Annotated in this window: 10 protein-coding genes; 1 reads left to right on the forward strand and 9 read right to left on the reverse strand. The window is 64.2% G+C overall.

Annotated features, from left to right (window positions below):
• From GGD53_RS18330 to mutS, 3 genes are all read right to left on the reverse strand, one after another.
• A complete protein-coding gene (locus GGD53_RS18330; protein WP_184458104.1) occupies positions 1–2,904 on the reverse strand; it encodes a [protein-PII] uridylyltransferase in 2,904 nt (967 codons plus the stop codon).
• Positions 2,905–3,034: 130 nt separating this feature from the next.
• Positions 3,035–3,310: a hypothetical protein gene (locus GGD53_RS18335; protein WP_184458106.1), complete on the reverse strand. Its 276-nt coding sequence runs from the start codon at positions 3,308–3,310 to the stop codon at positions 3,035–3,037.
• A gap of 11 nt (positions 3,311–3,321) precedes the next feature.
• The gene (gene mutS, locus GGD53_RS18340; protein ID WP_184458108.1) at positions 3,322–6,048 is read right to left on the reverse strand and encodes a DNA mismatch repair protein MutS; all 2,727 of its coding nucleotides are present in this window, start codon (positions 6,046–6,048) and stop codon (positions 3,322–3,324) included.
• A gap of 113 nt (positions 6,049–6,161) precedes the next feature.
• Here mutS and GGD53_RS18345 point away from each other — a divergent pair, with 113 nt between their 5' ends.
• The gene (locus tag GGD53_RS18345) at positions 6,162–8,444 is read left to right on the forward strand and encodes an NADP-dependent malic enzyme (protein ID WP_184458110.1); all 2,283 of its coding nucleotides are present in this window, start codon (positions 6,162–6,164) and stop codon (positions 8,442–8,444) included.
• A 224-nt stretch (positions 8,445–8,668) separates the two neighbouring features.
• Here the strand turns inward: GGD53_RS18345 and GGD53_RS18350 are convergent, their stop codons facing one another.
• From GGD53_RS18350 to GGD53_RS18375, 6 genes are all read right to left on the reverse strand, one after another.
• Positions 8,669–9,544 (reverse strand): GNAT family N-acetyltransferase, encoded by an 876-nt coding sequence (locus GGD53_RS18350; protein ID WP_184458112.1) that lies wholly within the window; start codon positions 9,542–9,544, stop codon positions 8,669–8,671.
• Between the two features lie 110 nt (positions 9,545–9,654).
• The gene (locus GGD53_RS18355; RefSeq protein ID WP_184458114.1) at positions 9,655–11,937 is read right to left on the reverse strand and encodes a hybrid sensor histidine kinase/response regulator; all 2,283 of its coding nucleotides are present in this window, start codon (positions 11,935–11,937) and stop codon (positions 9,655–9,657) included.
• Between the two features lie 55 nt (positions 11,938–11,992).
• Positions 11,993–12,496 carry a signal peptidase II gene (gene lspA / locus GGD53_RS18360; RefSeq protein ID WP_184458116.1) on the reverse strand — a complete coding sequence of 168 codons (504 nt, stop codon included), beginning with the start codon at positions 12,494–12,496 and terminating at the stop codon, positions 11,993–11,995.
• Complete coding sequence (locus GGD53_RS18365) at positions 12,493–13,353, reverse strand: TrmH family RNA methyltransferase (protein ID WP_184458118.1); 861 nt, start codon at positions 13,351–13,353, stop codon at positions 12,493–12,495. Before GGD53_RS18365 ends, lspA begins: the two co-directional genes overlap by 4 nt.
• A complete protein-coding gene (locus GGD53_RS18370; protein ID WP_184458120.1) occupies positions 13,350–14,447 on the reverse strand; it encodes a class I SAM-dependent methyltransferase in 1,098 nt (365 codons plus the stop codon). The genes GGD53_RS18365 and GGD53_RS18370 overlap by 4 nt, the downstream gene beginning before the upstream one ends.
• A gap of 106 nt (positions 14,448–14,553) precedes the next feature.
• Positions 14,554–15,144: an NUDIX hydrolase gene (locus GGD53_RS18375; RefSeq protein ID WP_184458122.1), complete on the reverse strand. Its 591-nt coding sequence runs from the start codon at positions 15,142–15,144 to the stop codon at positions 14,554–14,556.
• Between the last annotated feature and the right edge of the window lie 100 nt (positions 15,145–15,244).

Here is a 15,244-nt window from a genome sequence, read left to right on the forward strand (position 1 = left end):
TCATGCGGGAGAATCGGCTTTCTTTTCGGCTGCGGGTGACGTCCGGGTGGCGGCAGGCGCGATGATGCCGGAGGGCATGCGCTCGCGCAGCTCGTCCTGCTCCTCCGCCATTACGGCCTTCATGCGGGCGGTGATATTGGCGCGCTTGCTGTCGCCGGATATTTTCTGACCCACGAGGTCGGTGACGTAGAAGGTGTCGATCACCTTCTCGCCGAAGGTGGTGATGCGCGCCGACTGGATGTCAAGCGACAGATCGGAGAGCACGGCAGTGATCTCCGACAGCAGGCCCGGCCGGTCGAGGCATTCGACCTCGATGACCGTGAACTTGTTCGACAGGCTGTTGGTGATGTTGACCGAGGGCGGAATGTCGAAAGCCTTGCTTCTCTTGCGGTTGCGCGTGCGCGTGGCGATGACCTCGGGCAGGCGCTTGCGGCCGGCCAGTACATCCTCGATCATCCGCCCGATCGTGGCGGCGCGGCGCAGCTCGTCGGCATCGTCGGCAAATTCACGGCTGACATGGATCGTATCGAGCGCCCGTCCGTCCGAGGTCGTGAAGATCTGGGCGTCGACAATGTTGGCGCCGGCCGCAGCACAGGCGCCGGCAATGACGGCGAGCAGCCTGGGATGGTCGGGCGACAGCACGGTGATCTCAGTGATGGCGTGGAAGCTGTCGGTGCGCACCATGGTGGCGAGCGCCTGGCCGGCTTTGTCGGCCTGGCGGATGAAGTGGGCGTGGCGGAGCTGGTCTTCCAACGGCACGGAGAGCAGGTAGGGCTGGTAATGCAGCTTCGTATAGGTGTTGCGGTCCTTCTGGCTCCAGTCGGAAAGCGCGCCGCGCAGCGCCTCGGCGGCGGCATTGGCCCGCTCTTTGCGGGAGACTTCCGAAAAGCCGCCGGCCAGCAGCAGCTCGGTTTCGTAATAGAGCGTGCGCAGCAACTGGCCCTTCCAGCCGTTCCAGACGCCAGGACCGACGGCGCGGATATCACAGATCGTCAGGATCAGAAGCATCTTCAGCCGGTCGAGCGACTGCACGCGATCGGCAAAGTCGATAATGGTCTTGCGATCGGTGAGGTCGCGGGTCTGCGCCACCATCGACATCGTCAGATGTTCCTCGATCAACCAGACGACGAGTTCCGTCTGCTTCTGCGACAGTCCGAAGCGGGCGCAGAGCTTGCGGGCGACGCGGGCGCCGGCAATCGAATGGTCCTCCTGGCGGCCCTTGGCGATGTCATGGAGGAGAACGGCGAGATAGAGCGCCTCGCGGTCCTCGATTCCCGAGATCAGCTTGTTGGCGAGCGGATGCAGATCCTCCGCCCGTGACTTGTCGATCTCCGAGAGAACTTCGACGGTGCGGATCAGATGCTCGTCGACCGTATAATGGTGATACATGTTGAACTGCATCATCGCGACGATCTTGCCGAAATCGGGGATGAAGCGGCCGAGCACGCCGGCCTCGTTCATGCGGCGCAGGATCAGCGCCGGGTCGCGCTTCGACGTCAGGATCGACATGAAGAGGCGGTTCGCCTCGTCGTTTTCCCGTAAGCTGCTGTCTATCAGCGCGAGTGAACGGGTGACGCGTTTCAGCGCGTCGGGATGGAATTCCAGCCCGTTGATGTCGGCGACGTGAAAGAGCCTGAGGATGCTGACCGGATCGCGCTTGAAGACATCGGCGTCGGCAAGAGCGATGCGGCCGCGGTCTTCGACGAATTCGACGCTGCCGGCGATTTTGCGGGTGCGATGGGTAAAGCGGCTGATGACGCCGGTGAGGCCCGGGATCGACTTCGCCTGCTGGTCTTCGAGTGCCGCGCACAGGATGCGGGTGAGATCGCCGACATCCTTGGCCACCAGGAAATAGTGCTTCATGAAACGCTCGACCGCCGAAAGGCCTGGGCGGGTGTGATAACCGAAGGCCTCGGCGATCTCGCGCTGGATGTCGAAGGACAGCCGCTCCTCGGCCTTGCCTGTCAGGAAGTGCATATGGCAGCGCACCGCCCAGAGAAAATCGTCGGCTTTCTCAAGCAGGCGATACTCGTGTTTCGACAAGACGCCGAGCTTGATCAGCTCCGCCTGGTCGCGCACGTGGTAGTAATATTTCGAGATCCAGAACAGCGTGTGCAGGTCGCGAAGCCCGCCCTTGCCTTCCTTGACGTTGGGCTCGACGAGGTAACGCGTGTCGCCCGCCTTGCGGTGGCGCTCGTCGCGCTCGGCCAGTTTGGCGGCGATGAATTCCGGGCCGGTCCCGGTGACGATCTCCTTGTCGAAACGGGCTTCGAGCTCGGTTTCCAGCCGCTGCAGGCCGCAAATATAGCGCATCTCGAGGATCGCGGTACGGATCGTCATGTCGGACTTGGACAGCGCGATGCATTCCTCCACCGTGCGGGTGGCGTGCCCGACCTTGAAGCCCATGTCCCAGAGCACGTAGAGCATGAATTCGACCGCCTTGTGCGTCTCCTCCGCCGGCCGCGGCGGGAAGAGGAAGAGCAGGTCGATATCGGAGCCCGGCGCCAGCGTGTCACGGCCGTAGCCGCCGACGGCGGTCACCGCGAATTTGTCCTTCTGCAACGGAAAGATATGGGCAGTGGCGAAATTGTAGAGGACGGTGATGATCTGGTCCTGCAGCCAGGAAATCCGATAGGCGCAATTGAGACCGCTGCCGTCGGCGGCAAGGGCCGCGCGCGCCTTCTGCCGTCCGTCCGTGCTCGCCTTTTTCAGCGCCGCGAGAAGATCGGCGCGCATGATGTCGGGTCGGTTCCGATTGGCCTCGGCAACGGCGTCGCACTGCTTCTGCAAGAGCTCGGCGTCGAGGATCTCCGAGAAATCGAGGTTGCGCGTCGCGCTCACAGGTCTGGTTTCCTGTTCATGCCGGGCTGCCTGATCGAGGCTCGCCTCACGTTTCGTCTGCATGCGCTATAACCTCTTTGCCCGGCGATTGACACGGGCCTTCGTACTGCAAGAACCTTTAAATTTGGCGAAATGGTGTTGCCATGCTGCGATGCGGGACGCTTGCCGCAAGCGGCGGCCTTTCCGTAAGGCCTCAGTCTGCGACCTGCGCATGCAGCGAATACAGCACCTGCCGGGTCTCGCGCTGGATCTCCTCGAGCGTCACCCTGTCGCACTCGCGGTAGCCCGCCTTGGCGATCGACGTTCCGAGTTCGGAGATCATAGCGCAAGAGCGGGTGATTTTCAGCAGGCCGATCGGCGATGTCCAGCCGCGCGCGTTGCGGTCCTTGTCGGCGCGCCGCATCGTGTCGAGCATGGAGCAGATGAGCGACAGGCGCTCGGTTTCGCGAACCAGCTTCTCCATGAACATGGGCTGCGCTCCTATTTCAGCTTTTTCTTGAGATCGTAGAGCGCATCGAGCGCCTCGCGCGGCGTCATGTCGTCGAGGCTCATCGTCTTCAGCGCCTCTTCGACCTTGGAGGCGCCGCGGGCCGTGTCCTCGCGGCGCACCGCCACCTGGAAGAGCGGCAGATCGTCGATCAGCTGGCTCGCCGGGTTCTTGCGGTCGGCATCTTCGAGGCGGGTGAGCACGTCGCGGGCCCGCGACACGACCGAGGCCGGAAGCCCGGCAAGACGTGCGACCTGAATGCCATAGGAGCGGTCGGCGGCCCCCGGGCCGACCTCGTGCAGGAAGATCACGTCGCCGTCCCATTCCTTGACGCGCATCGTCGCGTTCGATAGCCGGCCAAGCTTTTCCGAAAGCACGGTCAACTCGTGGAAATGCGTGGCGAAGAGGCCGCGGCAGCGATTGGCCTCGTGCAGGTGCTCGACGGCGGCCCAGGCAATCGACAGCCCGTCGAAAGTGGCGGTGCCGCGGCCGATTTCGTCGAGGATGACGAGCGAACGGTCGCTCGCCTGGTTGAGAATGGCAGCCGTTTCCACCATCTCGACCATGAAGGTGGAGCGTCCGCGCGCCAGATCGTCGGAGGCGCCGACGCGCGAGAACAGCCGGTCGACGATGCCGATATGGGCCGATGTCGCCGGCACGAAGGAGCCCATCTGCGCCAGGATCGCGATCAATGCGTTCTGACGCAGGAAGGTCGATTTACCGCCCATGTTGGGGCCGGTCAGCAGCCAGATCGCGCCGTCCTTGTCGCCTGTTTTCGGCGAGAGGTCGCAATGATTGGCGACGAAGGGGCCGCCCGCCTGCCGGCGCAGCGCCTGCTCGACGACCGGATGGCGCCCGCCTTCGATCGCAAACATCTTCGAACCGTCGACCTGCGGCCGGCAATAGGCCTGTTCTTCGGCGAGCAGCGCCAGGCCCGCGGCGACGTCGATCACCGCAAGCGCCCGCGCGCCCGCCTTGATTGCTTCGGCTTCAGCCACCACGGCCGCCGTCATCCTGTCGAAGGCGTCGAGTTCGATCGTCAGCGCCCGATCGGCGGCATTGGCGATGCGGCTTTCGAGATCGGCAAGTTCGGTGGTGGTGAAGCGCATGGCGCTCGCCATCGTCTGGCGGTGGATGAAACGGGCCTTTGCCTCGGCCGTCTCCGTCATCGGGGCGGCATTGCCGGCGGTCACCTCGATGAAATAGCCGAGGATATTGTTGTGCTTGATCTTCAGCGACCGGATGCCGGTTTCCTCGGCATATTGCAATTGCAGCCCGGCGATCACCCGGCGCGACTGGTCTCGCAGCGCCCGGACCTCGTCGAGCTCGGCGCTCGCGCCGTCGCGCAGGAAACCGCCGTCGCGTTTCAACAGCGGCAATTCATCGGCGAGCGTCTCGGCAAGCAGGGTCTCGAGGCCCGCGGGAAGGGCCTGCAGCCCGCAGAGCGCTTGATCAAGCTCTTCCGGAAGCATCGCGCTTGCAAGCAGATCGGCAAGTCCGCCGGCCGCTTGCAGGCCCTGGCGAATTGCGGCGAGATCGCGTGGCCCGCCGCGGTCGAGCGCCAGGCGGGACAGCGCGCGCGGCATGTCGGGCACATGTTTCAGCGTGTCGCGGAGCTTGCCGCAGAGCGAGGGCTCTTCGATCAGGAAGCCGATCGAATCGAGCCGCGCATTGATGCGAGCGGGGTCGGTCAGCGGCGACATCAGCCGTTCGGCGAGAAGCCGTGCGCCGCCGCCGGTGACGGTGCGGTCGATTGCCTTCAGGAGCGAACCGTTGCGATCGCCCGACAGCGTTCGGGCAAGTTCCAGATTGGCGCGGGTGGCCGGATCGATGAAAAGCGTGGACGCCGCGCTTTCCCTCTCCGGCTTTCCAAGCGGCGGCCGTTCGGCGATCTGCGTCTTCTCGACATAAGCGACGGCGGCCGCCGCCGCCGCCAGCTCGGCGCGCGAGAAGCTGCCGAAGCCGTCGAGGGTCGAGACGCCGAAATAACGCGCGATCCGGCCTTCGGCGCTGGCGCTGTCGAAGAGCACGGAAGGCTGCGGAACTGCGGTTCGGCCAAGCACGTCGAAGACCGGCTTGAGCTCGGCATCGTGGAAGATCGTGTCGGGCAGGATCAATTCGCGCGGATCGATGCGCAGGATGTCGGCAAGCAGCCGCGAGCTTTCCGTCTCGGCAAGCCGGAAGACGCCTGTGGAAATGTCGATCCAGGCGAGCGCCAGCTGCGGCTCGGCGCCGCCACGGATGCGGGCAAGCGCCATCAGATAATTCGATTCCGAAGGCGAGAGCAGCTTCTCCTCGGTGATCGTGCCTGGTGTGACGAGACGGATCACGTCGCGTTTGACGACCGATTTGGCGCCGCGTTTCTTGGCCTCGGCCGGATCCTCGATCTGTTCGCAGACGGCGACGCGGAAGCCGAGCGAAATCAGCTTCTGCAGATAGTCGTCGGCCGCATGCACGGGCACGCCGCACATCGGAATATCCTGGCCCATGTGCTGGCCGCGCTTCGTCAGCGTGATGCCGAGCGCGCGCGAGGCCTCCAGCGCATCCTCGAAGAACAGTTCGTAGAAATCGCCCATGCGATAGAACAGCAGCGAACCCGGATTGTTCGCCTTGATCTCGATATATTGCTCCATCATCGGCGTCGCCGAGGCGCGGCTTTCCGCCGTGGCGAGCTCGGCAGCCGAAAAGGCTTCATTCCCAATGTCTATTCGTGCGTTCACGGAGGTGCAGTTTTTCCCAAAAAAACAGGTGCCAACCCTATCCGCGCGCCGCTATAGATGACAACTGCATTTGAGGAAGAGCGAAGCGTCGCCCACAGGACGTTGGAGGATTTATGCCCGATATCGACAATAAGGACCGGCCGGTGACCTCGGTGACCGATCAGGAGGCGCTTGATTTTCACGCCATGGGCCGCCCCGGCAAGCTGGAGATCAACCCGACCAAGCCGATGGCGACGCAACGCGACCTCTCGCTCGCCTATTCCCCGGGCGTCGCCGTGCCGGTCAAGGCAATCGCCGCCGATCCGCAGACCGCCTATGACTATACCGCGCGCGGCAACATGGTCGCCGTCATATCGAACGGCACGGCGATCCTTGGCCTCGGCAATCTCGGCGCGCTCGCCTCCAAGCCGGTCATGGAGGGCAAGTCGGTGCTCTTCAAGCGCTTTGCCGACGTCGATTCCATCGATCTCGAGATCGATACGGAAAATGTCGACGAGTTCATCAATTGCGTGCGCTTCCTCGGCCCCTCCTTCGGAGGCATCAATCTCGAGGACATCAAGGCGCCGGATTGCTTCGTCATCGAGAGCCGGCTGCGCGAGCTGATGGACATCCCGGTCTTCCACGACGACCAGCACGGCACGGCGATCATCGCCGCCGCCGGCCTGATCAACGCGCTGGAACTGACCGGCCGCGACCTGAAGACGACGAAGCTCGTCTGCAACGGCGCCGGCGCTGCGGCGATCGCCTGCGTCGAACTCATCAAGGCGATGGGCTTTGCGCCCGAGAACATCATCCTCTGCGATACCAAGGGCGTCATCTATCAGGGCCGCACCGAGGGCATGAACCAGTGGAAATCGGCGCATGCGGCAAAAACCGACGCGCGCACGCTGGAAGAGGCGATGAACGGCGCCGACGTTATTTTCGGCCTGTCGCAGAAAGGCGCCTTCTCGGCCGAGATGATCCGTTCGATGGCCGACCGGCCGATCATCTTCGCCATGGCCAATCCCGATCCCGAGATCACCCCGGAGGAGGTCGCCCGCATCCGCGACGACGCCATCATGGCGACGGGGCGTTCCGATTATCCGAACCAGGTCAACAACGTCCTCGGTTTTCCCTATATCTTCCGCGGCGCCCTCGATGTGCGCGCCTCCACCATCAACGACGCGATGAAGATCGCCGCCGTCAAGGCGCTGGCAAACCTTGCCCGCGAGGACGTGCCCGATGATGTCGTCGCCGCCTATCAGGGCAACCGCCCGCGTTTCGGGCCGCAATACATCATTCCGGTTCCCTTCGATCCGCGCCTGATCTCGGCAATCCCGGTGGCGGTCGCGGAAGCCGCGATCGAAAGCGGCGTCGCCCGCAAGGTCATCACCGACATGGCCGGTTACGCCCGCGAGCTTTCGGCGCGCCGCGATCCGATCGCCTCGACGCTTGCCAGCCTCTACGAACGTGTGCGCCGCCGCCCGAAGCGGATCGTCTTTGCCGAGGCCGAGGAAGAACAGGTCCTGCGCGCTGCCATGTCCTACGCCAACCAGCAGCTCGGCACCGCCATCCTGCTCGGCCGCGAGGATCTGATCCGGGCGACGGCGGAGCGCGCCGGCATCGATCTCAACCGGCCCGGCCTTGAGATCGTCAACGCCCGTATCTCGACCCGCGTCGAGGCCTATATCGATTATCTCTATGCCCGGCTGCAGCGGCGCGGTTACCTCCATCGCGATGCCCAGCGCCTGATCCACAATGACCGTAACCACTTCGCCGCCACCATGGTGGCACTCGGCGACGCCGACGGCATGGTGACGGGCATCACCCGCAACTATTCCACCGCGCTCGAGGATGTACGGCGCTGCATCGACGAGAAGCCTGGCCACCGTGTCATCGGCGTGTCGCTGGCGCTCTGCCGCGGCCGCACGGTCTTCGTCGCCGATACGGCCGTGCATGACATGCCGACGGCCGAGGAGCTTGCCGATATCGCCGAAGAGGCTGCCGGTCTCGCACGGCGCATGGGTTATCAGCCGCGCGTCGCCTTGCTTGCCTATTCCACCTTCGGCCATCCCTCCGGCGAACGCTCCGAGCGGGTGCGCGAGGCGGTGAAGATCCTCGACCGCCGCCGGGTCGATTTCGAATATGACGGTGAAATGGCCGCCGATGTCGCTCTGAACCGCAAGGTGATGGAGCAATATCCCTTCTGCCGGCTTTCCGGCCCCGCCAATGTCCTCGTCATGCCGGCCTTCCACTCGGCCTCGATCTCGACGAAGATGTTGCAGGAACTCGGCGGCTCCACTGTGATCGGCCCGATCCTCGTCGGCCTCGACAAGCCGGTGCAGATAACCTCGATGGGCGCCAAGGACAGCGACATCGTCAACATGGCGGCGATCGCCGCCTATGGCGGTTCGTAAGAGAAGATCCGGGAGAACAGCCCCTCATCCGGCTGCCGCCACCTTCTCCCCGCTCGCGGGGAGAAGGGCATGTGCCGCGACCTTTCCGTCCCCCACCAATGTCTCGTGGGGCACGTCCCCTCTCCCCGTTCTTACGGGGAGAGGGTTAGGGTGAGGGGCAAAAAGCGCGGATAGGACAGCAGCGCGACGACGCGAGGATCACGGCAAAACCGCTGGAATTCCGATCAGCTTGCGAAGCGGCCGGCGTCGGCGCCGTAGTAATTCAAGTAGCGGTCGGAAATGCTGGAGATCGGCAGCACGATCAGCACGTCGGTCGTGTTGAAGGCGTGGTCGATGACCGCGCTGGAGCCGACCATCGCGCCGAGTCTGAGATAGCCCTTGATCAACGGCGGCAGGGCCATCAGCGCCCGCTTCGGGTTGACGGCCTCGGGCGGCATCAGGTCCATGTTGCGGGCGAGATGCGGCAGTGCGCCGATGGCCCACTCATCCTTCGCCAGCACATTGTGGTAGAGGAAGGACAGCGCCAGCGCGTGGCTTTCGAGATAGACGCCAGGGAACGAGGCGCAGCCGAACATGGCGCTCATGCCGTGCTTCAGCGCATAAGCCCAGTTGCCCTGCCAGAGAAGCTCGACGGTGCGTTTGGTGCGGTATTCCGGCAGCACGCAGGAGCGTCCGAGTTCCATGAAACGCTTGTCCGGATGCCTGGCGAGGAGGCTCTCGATTTCGAATTCGGACGCCGAGTAAAAACCGCCATTGGCGATCGCGACATCCTGGCGCAGCAGCCGGTAGGTGCCGACGATCTGGTCTTCCGGATCACCCTCGAGCGAGCGGTCGAGAACGAGAAGATGGTCGCAGAAAGCGTCATAGGCATCGAAATCGCGTTCGCGCCGCATGGCTTCCGGCGGCAGCTGCGCCTTCATTTCTTCGACGAAGACGCGGTAGCGCACGGCCTGGGCCGCATCGATCTCGCGTGCCGTGCGGGCAAGGCGGGTTTCGAGATTGCCGATCCGGCCGAGGATGTCGCCGTCTTGCTGCGCAGCCGTCGACGGCCGTGAAGCCTCCGCGGTAACGTCACGATTCAGGATGTCGATGGAGGACATGGCGATTCTCCCGTTGCCGGCTTATCGACGCCATAAAACACTTCTGTGCGACAGGAAAGTGACATATTGAATTTCCCGGCGCAAGCCGCCTGCATAGTCAGTTCAGCGACCTACCGCGCTTCTGCCCGGCGGGCGGAAAGGGCGGCGACCGCCTGAACTTCCGTCAGTAGCCGCACCGGATCGACCGGCTTTACCATGACGCGGTTGGCGCCATTGAGCAATACCTGGCGGCGCGACTCGTCGCTCTTGTCGGCGGTGAGCACGATCACCGGCACCGGGTCGAGATCGAGCCGCCTTTCGTGGCCGCGCAGCCGCCCCAGCATGTCGATGCCGTTGCCGCCCGGCATCGACAGATCGCTGATGATGATGTCTGGCCGCGCGCTCGCCTCGCCGAGCGCGCAATCGAGCAGTGTCTCGAAATCCTCGACATGGTGCACCTTGTGTCCGCCCTTTTCCAGGACGACGCGCACCAGCATCGCATTGATCGGATCGTCTTCTCCGAGCAGGATGCGCAGGCCGTGCGCGGCAACCACGGTCTCGGCCATCGGCAGGCCGAAACCCGGCTGGTTGTCGTTCAGCGCGTCGCGCTTCTCCATGCCGCGCATGCGCCCGCGCAGCACATCGATCAGCGATTGTTCGCGCAGCGGCCGGATGAGCCAGGCATCGAACAGGTCGAGCGGATGGGCACTGCGCTCTTCCGGGTTGACGAGCAGGACCTTGCGCAGGCCAAGGGCAGCGATTTCGGCGCGATCGGCGAGGTGCGCTGAAAATTCCGCCGACATGCGATGATCGACGATGATATCGGTCGGCCGGCGGCCGCCGCTCGCCATTCCGAGCAGCTTCGCGCGCGCAGCCTCGCCGGTGTCGACGAGATGGCAGATGCCGCCGAGCGCGGTGATCGTTTCGGCAATGGCGGAGCGGGCGGCCCCCGCCGGCGCCAGCAGCACGACGCTGTTGCCGGAAAGCAGCGTGTTTCGCCGCTCGGAGCGCTCGCTGTCGAGTTCAATCGGGAAGCGGATGGTGAATGTGCTGCCTTTGCCCTTTTCACTGGTGACCGTCAGGGCGCCGTCGAATTCGCGCATGATGCGGGCGGAGATGGCAAGGCCGAGCCCGGTGCCGCCGCTCTTGTCGGCAACGTTTCCACCCTGCTCGAACTCGCCGAAGACGCGCGCCTGCTCCTCCGCCGTCATGCCCGGACCGCTGTCGGTGACAGTGATCAGGAGGTTGCCGGCATCGAGCGATACACGGATGAAGACGCCGCCGGCCTGGGTGAATTTGACGGCATTGCCGATGACGTTGAACAGAACCTGGCGCAGCCGCGCCGCATCGAAGCTCATTTTCTCCGGAACGTCTGAGGATACGGTGGCGCCGATCTCGATGCCCTTTTCATGCGCCCGGTGGGCGAGCATTTCGACAACGCTTTCCAGAAGCTTCCGCAGCGATTCCGAGCGCGGGTGAAGCTCGAATCGGCCGACCTCGATGGTGGAAAAATCGAGCAGATCCTCGACAAGCTGCGTCAAGGCGTGGCCGGACTGGCGGATGTTGGCGAGATAATTCTGCTGTTCCTGCGTCAGCCGCGTTTCCGCGAGCAGGTGCGTCATGCCGAGAATGCCGGAAAGCGGCGTACGCACTTCGTGGCTGACGGTTGCAAGCAGCCGCGATTTGGCGGCGCTGTTATACTCCGCTTTCTGGCGGGCGGACTCGCGGCTCTGCGCGACGAGCCGCTCCTCCGTCACATCACGGGCAACACTCTGCAGCAGCAGGTGGCCGCTGCCCGGATCGCGGGTGACGACGTCGCGCCAGAGGAAAATACGCTGGCCTTCCGGCGTCGAGATCTCGACGTCGTAGCAGTGCGGGATCGGGCCGGGGCGGAAGGCAAGCCCGATCTCTTCGCAGGTCCGCCCTTCCGGACGCAGCCGGCCGGTCAGACGGCGAAACGTGTCGTTGGCCGAGATGATGCGCCGGTCCATGGCACGGGTGAGGGTGATGTCGCCGAGCACGTCATGCACCTCGGCGAAGAGCTTCGCGCCATCATTGCCGTTCGGAGTGGATCGACCGGCCGGCTGCCCGCTTCTCTGCCGGCGAACCATCAGCACGGCATAACAGGCGATGACGGCAAGGCCGAGAGCGACGAGGCCGCCCGAAAGGAGCAGCGGCTCGCCGGCATGGGCGAGCAGCGTCAGGATCATCGCGGCCAGAAAGCCCGCGCCGCTCAGCCAATAGAACAGCAGGCGCCGCGTCGCTGCAGGCCCTGATAGGGGCGCAGCACCCGTGCGCGCTGTCGATGCGCCGGGACGCGGCGAGGGTTCCTCCGTCCGCTCCCGATGCGGCTTGACGGCGGTTCCGCCGAAGGCGGCGGACAATCTTTCCTGCAACTGTCCCAGACTCTGCATGGTATCTGGATAACATGAGGCTTGTTCCGAATGCCTTCAGGAATTCGATAAGATTTTAGCGGCCGGCCTTTTTCGGCAGCAGCAGCTCCTCGAGAATGACGCAGCCGGCGCCGATAGTGATGAAACTGTCGGCGAGATTGAACACCGCAAACGACCAGCTTTCGGTGTAGAAGAGGATGTAGTCGATCACATGCCCGTAGGCGAAGCGGTCGACAAGATTGCCGATCGCCCCAGCAATGATCAGCGCATAGCCGAGATGGGCGAGCCAGCGGTCATTTGCCGTGCGATACCACAGCCAGATGACGAAGGCGACGATGACGAGCCGCATGCCGACGATGAACCAGCCGTCCATCCCCTCCAGCATCGAAAAGGCGACGCCGAGATTATAGGTGCGATAGAGCGCCAGCATCGGAATGACGGGCACGGCTTCCTGCAGCGGCAGGGTATGATCGACGGCGATCTTGATGATCTGATCGACGAGAACGGCGAAGAGGATGAAGAATAGGATCGGCGCCGGGCGCGAAAACAGTGCGGGGCGTGCATGCGTCGGTTCGGTCATTTGCCCTCGGCAAGTGAGAGGAGATGGCGGCGCGCCTCGAAAAGCATGACGGCGGTGGCGACGGCGAGGTTGAGGGAGTCGGCGCGGCCCTGCTGCGGGATGCGGGCAAGCGCATCGGCTTCCCGGGCGAGCTGGTCCGGCAGGCCGGATTGCTCGTTGCCCATCAGCAATACGGTGGGCCTCTTCCGGTAGTCGATCGTGCGATAATCGACCGCGCCGGCCAGATGGGTGGCGACGATGGAAACGCCGGCCGACTTCCGCCAGGCCAGGAACTCCTCTGGCGTCGCCCGCGCGACCGGAACGGCGAAGACCGAGCCCATGGTTGCCCGCACGGTTTCCAGCGAGAAGGGATCGGTCGTCTCGCCGATCAGAATGATGCCGGCCGCGCCGGCCGCATCGGCCGTTCGGATGATGGTGCCGAGATTGCCGGGATCGCGCACCCGGTCGAGCGCCACCCACGTCTCACCCTCCTGCGGCCGGATGCCCTTGAGCGGCGTCCAGCGTTGCTCGAAGATGCCGACGACCATTTGCGGGTTGTCGCGCCGGGTGATTGCGGCGATCACCTTTTCGCTAACTTCGAGCACCAGCCCGCCCGAGGCGACGGTCCTTGCCGCCATCTGCTCGACCAGCGGCTTGCCCTTGGCGGCCTTGGCGTAGACCAGCGTACGGATCGTCCAGCCGAGCTCGATCGCATCGATGACGAGCTTCAGCCCTTCGGCGAGGAAAGTCCCGCTTTCCTCCCGAGACTTCTTGTTGGTCAGCGCCTTGATGTCCTTGATGATCGGATTGGCGAGCGAGGTGACTTCCTTCACCTGCCCGACCCTGCGCGGCCCCTGATCGGGGAAGTCCTTGCTCATTTCGGCACCCAGCGGGAAAAGAGGGAGGTGGAAAGCGCGCGCCCCGGCGTTTTGCCGTCGAGGCCTGCCTCGCGAATCACCAGCTCGCCGGATTCGACCGCGCCGCCGGCGCCGCGCATCGTTTCGCGCATCAGCTCGTGGATCGAATAGAAGCTGGCGCGGATCGAATAGGCCGTCAGCACCAGGCCGACCGCCTTCGGCGACAGGATTTCGCGGCAGACATCGAGCATCAGCGGCAGATGCTCGAAGAGATGCCAGACTTCGCCATTGGGGCCGCGGCCGAATTTCGGCGGATCGGTCAGGATGATGTCGTACTGGCTGCCGCGCCGTTCCTCGCGCAGAATGAACTTCATCGCATCCTCGCAGATCCAGCGGATCGGCAGCTTCTCCATGCGGCCGAGCGCCTGGTTCTCGCGCGCCCAGCCGATCGCCTTCTTCGAGGCGTCGACATGGGTGACCTCGGCGCCGGCAGCGGCGGCGACCAGCGAGGCGACGCCGGTATAACCGAAGAGGTTCAGCACCTTCAGCGGCCGGCCGGCCTTTTCGACCGCCTCCTTCATCCAGCTCCAATGCACGATCTGCTCGGGAAAGACACCGACGTGACGGAACGAGGTGAAGCGGCCGAGGAAATCGACACCGAGCAGGTTGAGCGGCCAGGTCTCGCCGAGCGCCTCCCTCGGGAAGCGCCAGCGGCCGGTGCCTTCCTCGTCGGTATCGCCGGTGAACACGGCATCGACCTTCTCCCAGATCTGCGGCGCCAGCGAAGGCCGCCACAGCGCCTGGGCTTCCGGACGGATGATGCGATAGGGGCCATATTGCTCGAGCTTCTGGCCGTCGCCGCTGTCGATCAGGTGGAAGTCACCGGCGCCGAGCGATTCGAGAATGACAGGCACGCGCTCCGCCGGTCGATCGCCGCTGCGTTCCATGAGCGGGCGCGAAACCGCCGCTGGCGTTGCGGTCTCGCGAACTGTATCGCGTGTGACGGCGGGGCGTGCCACGGGCTTCGGTGCTCGGCCGGCCCGATCGTCCCTGCGGCTTTCACCGGCGGGACCTGATGTCTTCTTCTGGCCCGGCCGGCGTTCTCTTTGTTTCAACGTGCTCTTCCGCGTCTCTGTCGGGTTTTTCGTCCTCTAGCCTAGAAGACTGGAGCGGATCAACTGGGCGCCGACCACGCCTGGACAGGTTCTCTTGTGGCGGCGTTCATTTCAAGCCCTCGGATGCGTGCGTGCGAAGCCAGCTTTCCGCCGCATAGAGGGCCGCGACATGCATCGATTGCATGATAACGGCGCCGGACCGCAGGTCGGCAAGGATATCGCCAAGATCTGCAAACAACATGTCGACTTTCTCACCAGGGTCGAAATGGGGTTCGCCTGATCTGTTCAAGCCAAACGCCAGCCAGCTCGTGACTATATTGCTGTGGTTGGCGGCATTCGGATAGGAGGTGAGCAGCTTGACGAAGGTCGAGGCGTCATAGCCGGTCTCTTCCCGCAGTTCGCGCCGCGCTGCCGCCATCGCCGCATCGCCGGCCTCGATGTCAGCGGGTTCGACGCCGCCGGCGACGAGACCGAGGACGATTTCGGCTCGGCCATGCCGGTATTCCCGCGTCAACAGCACGCATCCGTCGGGCATCAGCGGGATGACGTTGATCCAATCGGGATAATCGAGCACATGGAACGGAGCGACGACGATCCCATCGGCGGTAACGCAATCGTCGCTGCGAAGCCGGATCCAGCGATCCTCGTAGGTGATCCGGCTCGCCGTCACGCTCCAGGGTTTCAATTCGTCGCTCATCGTAATTCTTTCCGATAGAGGCCACCAGATAACATTCCCATCCGCCGTGGCAAAGGGCTTTGCTGCTGGGATAAGATGGGGCGAATCGCAGATGGGGCTA

This window comes from Rhizobium aethiopicum, from assembly GCF_014197535.1.
GTDB classification, from domain to species: domain Bacteria; phylum Pseudomonadota; class Alphaproteobacteria; order Rhizobiales; family Rhizobiaceae; genus Rhizobium; species Rhizobium aethiopicum_A.

What these genes read in the sequence shown, in the direction of transcription:
- GGD53_RS18330 (WP_184458104.1), bottom strand. Translation starts at nt 2,904, where the DNA reads ATGCAGACGAAACGTGAGGCGAGCCTCGATCAGGCAGCCCGGCATGAA.
- GGD53_RS18335 (WP_184458106.1), bottom strand. Translation starts at nt 3,310, where the DNA reads ATGTTCATGGAGAAGCTGGTTCGCGAAACCGAGCGCCTGTCGCTCATC.
- GGD53_RS18345 (WP_184458110.1), top strand. Translation starts at nt 6,162, where the DNA reads ATGCCCGATATCGACAATAAGGACCGGCCGGTGACCTCGGTGACCGAT.
- GGD53_RS18350 (WP_184458112.1), bottom strand. Translation starts at nt 9,544, where the DNA reads ATGTCCTCCATCGACATCCTGAATCGTGACGTTACCGCGGAGGCTTCA.
- GGD53_RS18355 (WP_184458114.1), bottom strand. Translation starts at nt 11,937, where the DNA reads ATGCAGAGTCTGGGACAGTTGCAGGAAAGATTGTCCGCCGCCTTCGGC.
- lspA (WP_184458116.1), bottom strand. Translation starts at nt 12,496, where the DNA reads ATGACCGAACCGACGCATGCACGCCCCGCACTGTTTTCGCGCCCGGCG.
- GGD53_RS18365 (WP_184458118.1), bottom strand. Translation starts at nt 13,353, where the DNA reads ATGAGCAAGGACTTCCCCGATCAGGGGCCGCGCAGGGTCGGGCAGGTG.
- GGD53_RS18375 (WP_184458122.1), bottom strand. Translation starts at nt 15,144, where the DNA reads ATGAGCGACGAATTGAAACCCTGGAGCGTGACGGCGAGCCGGATCACC.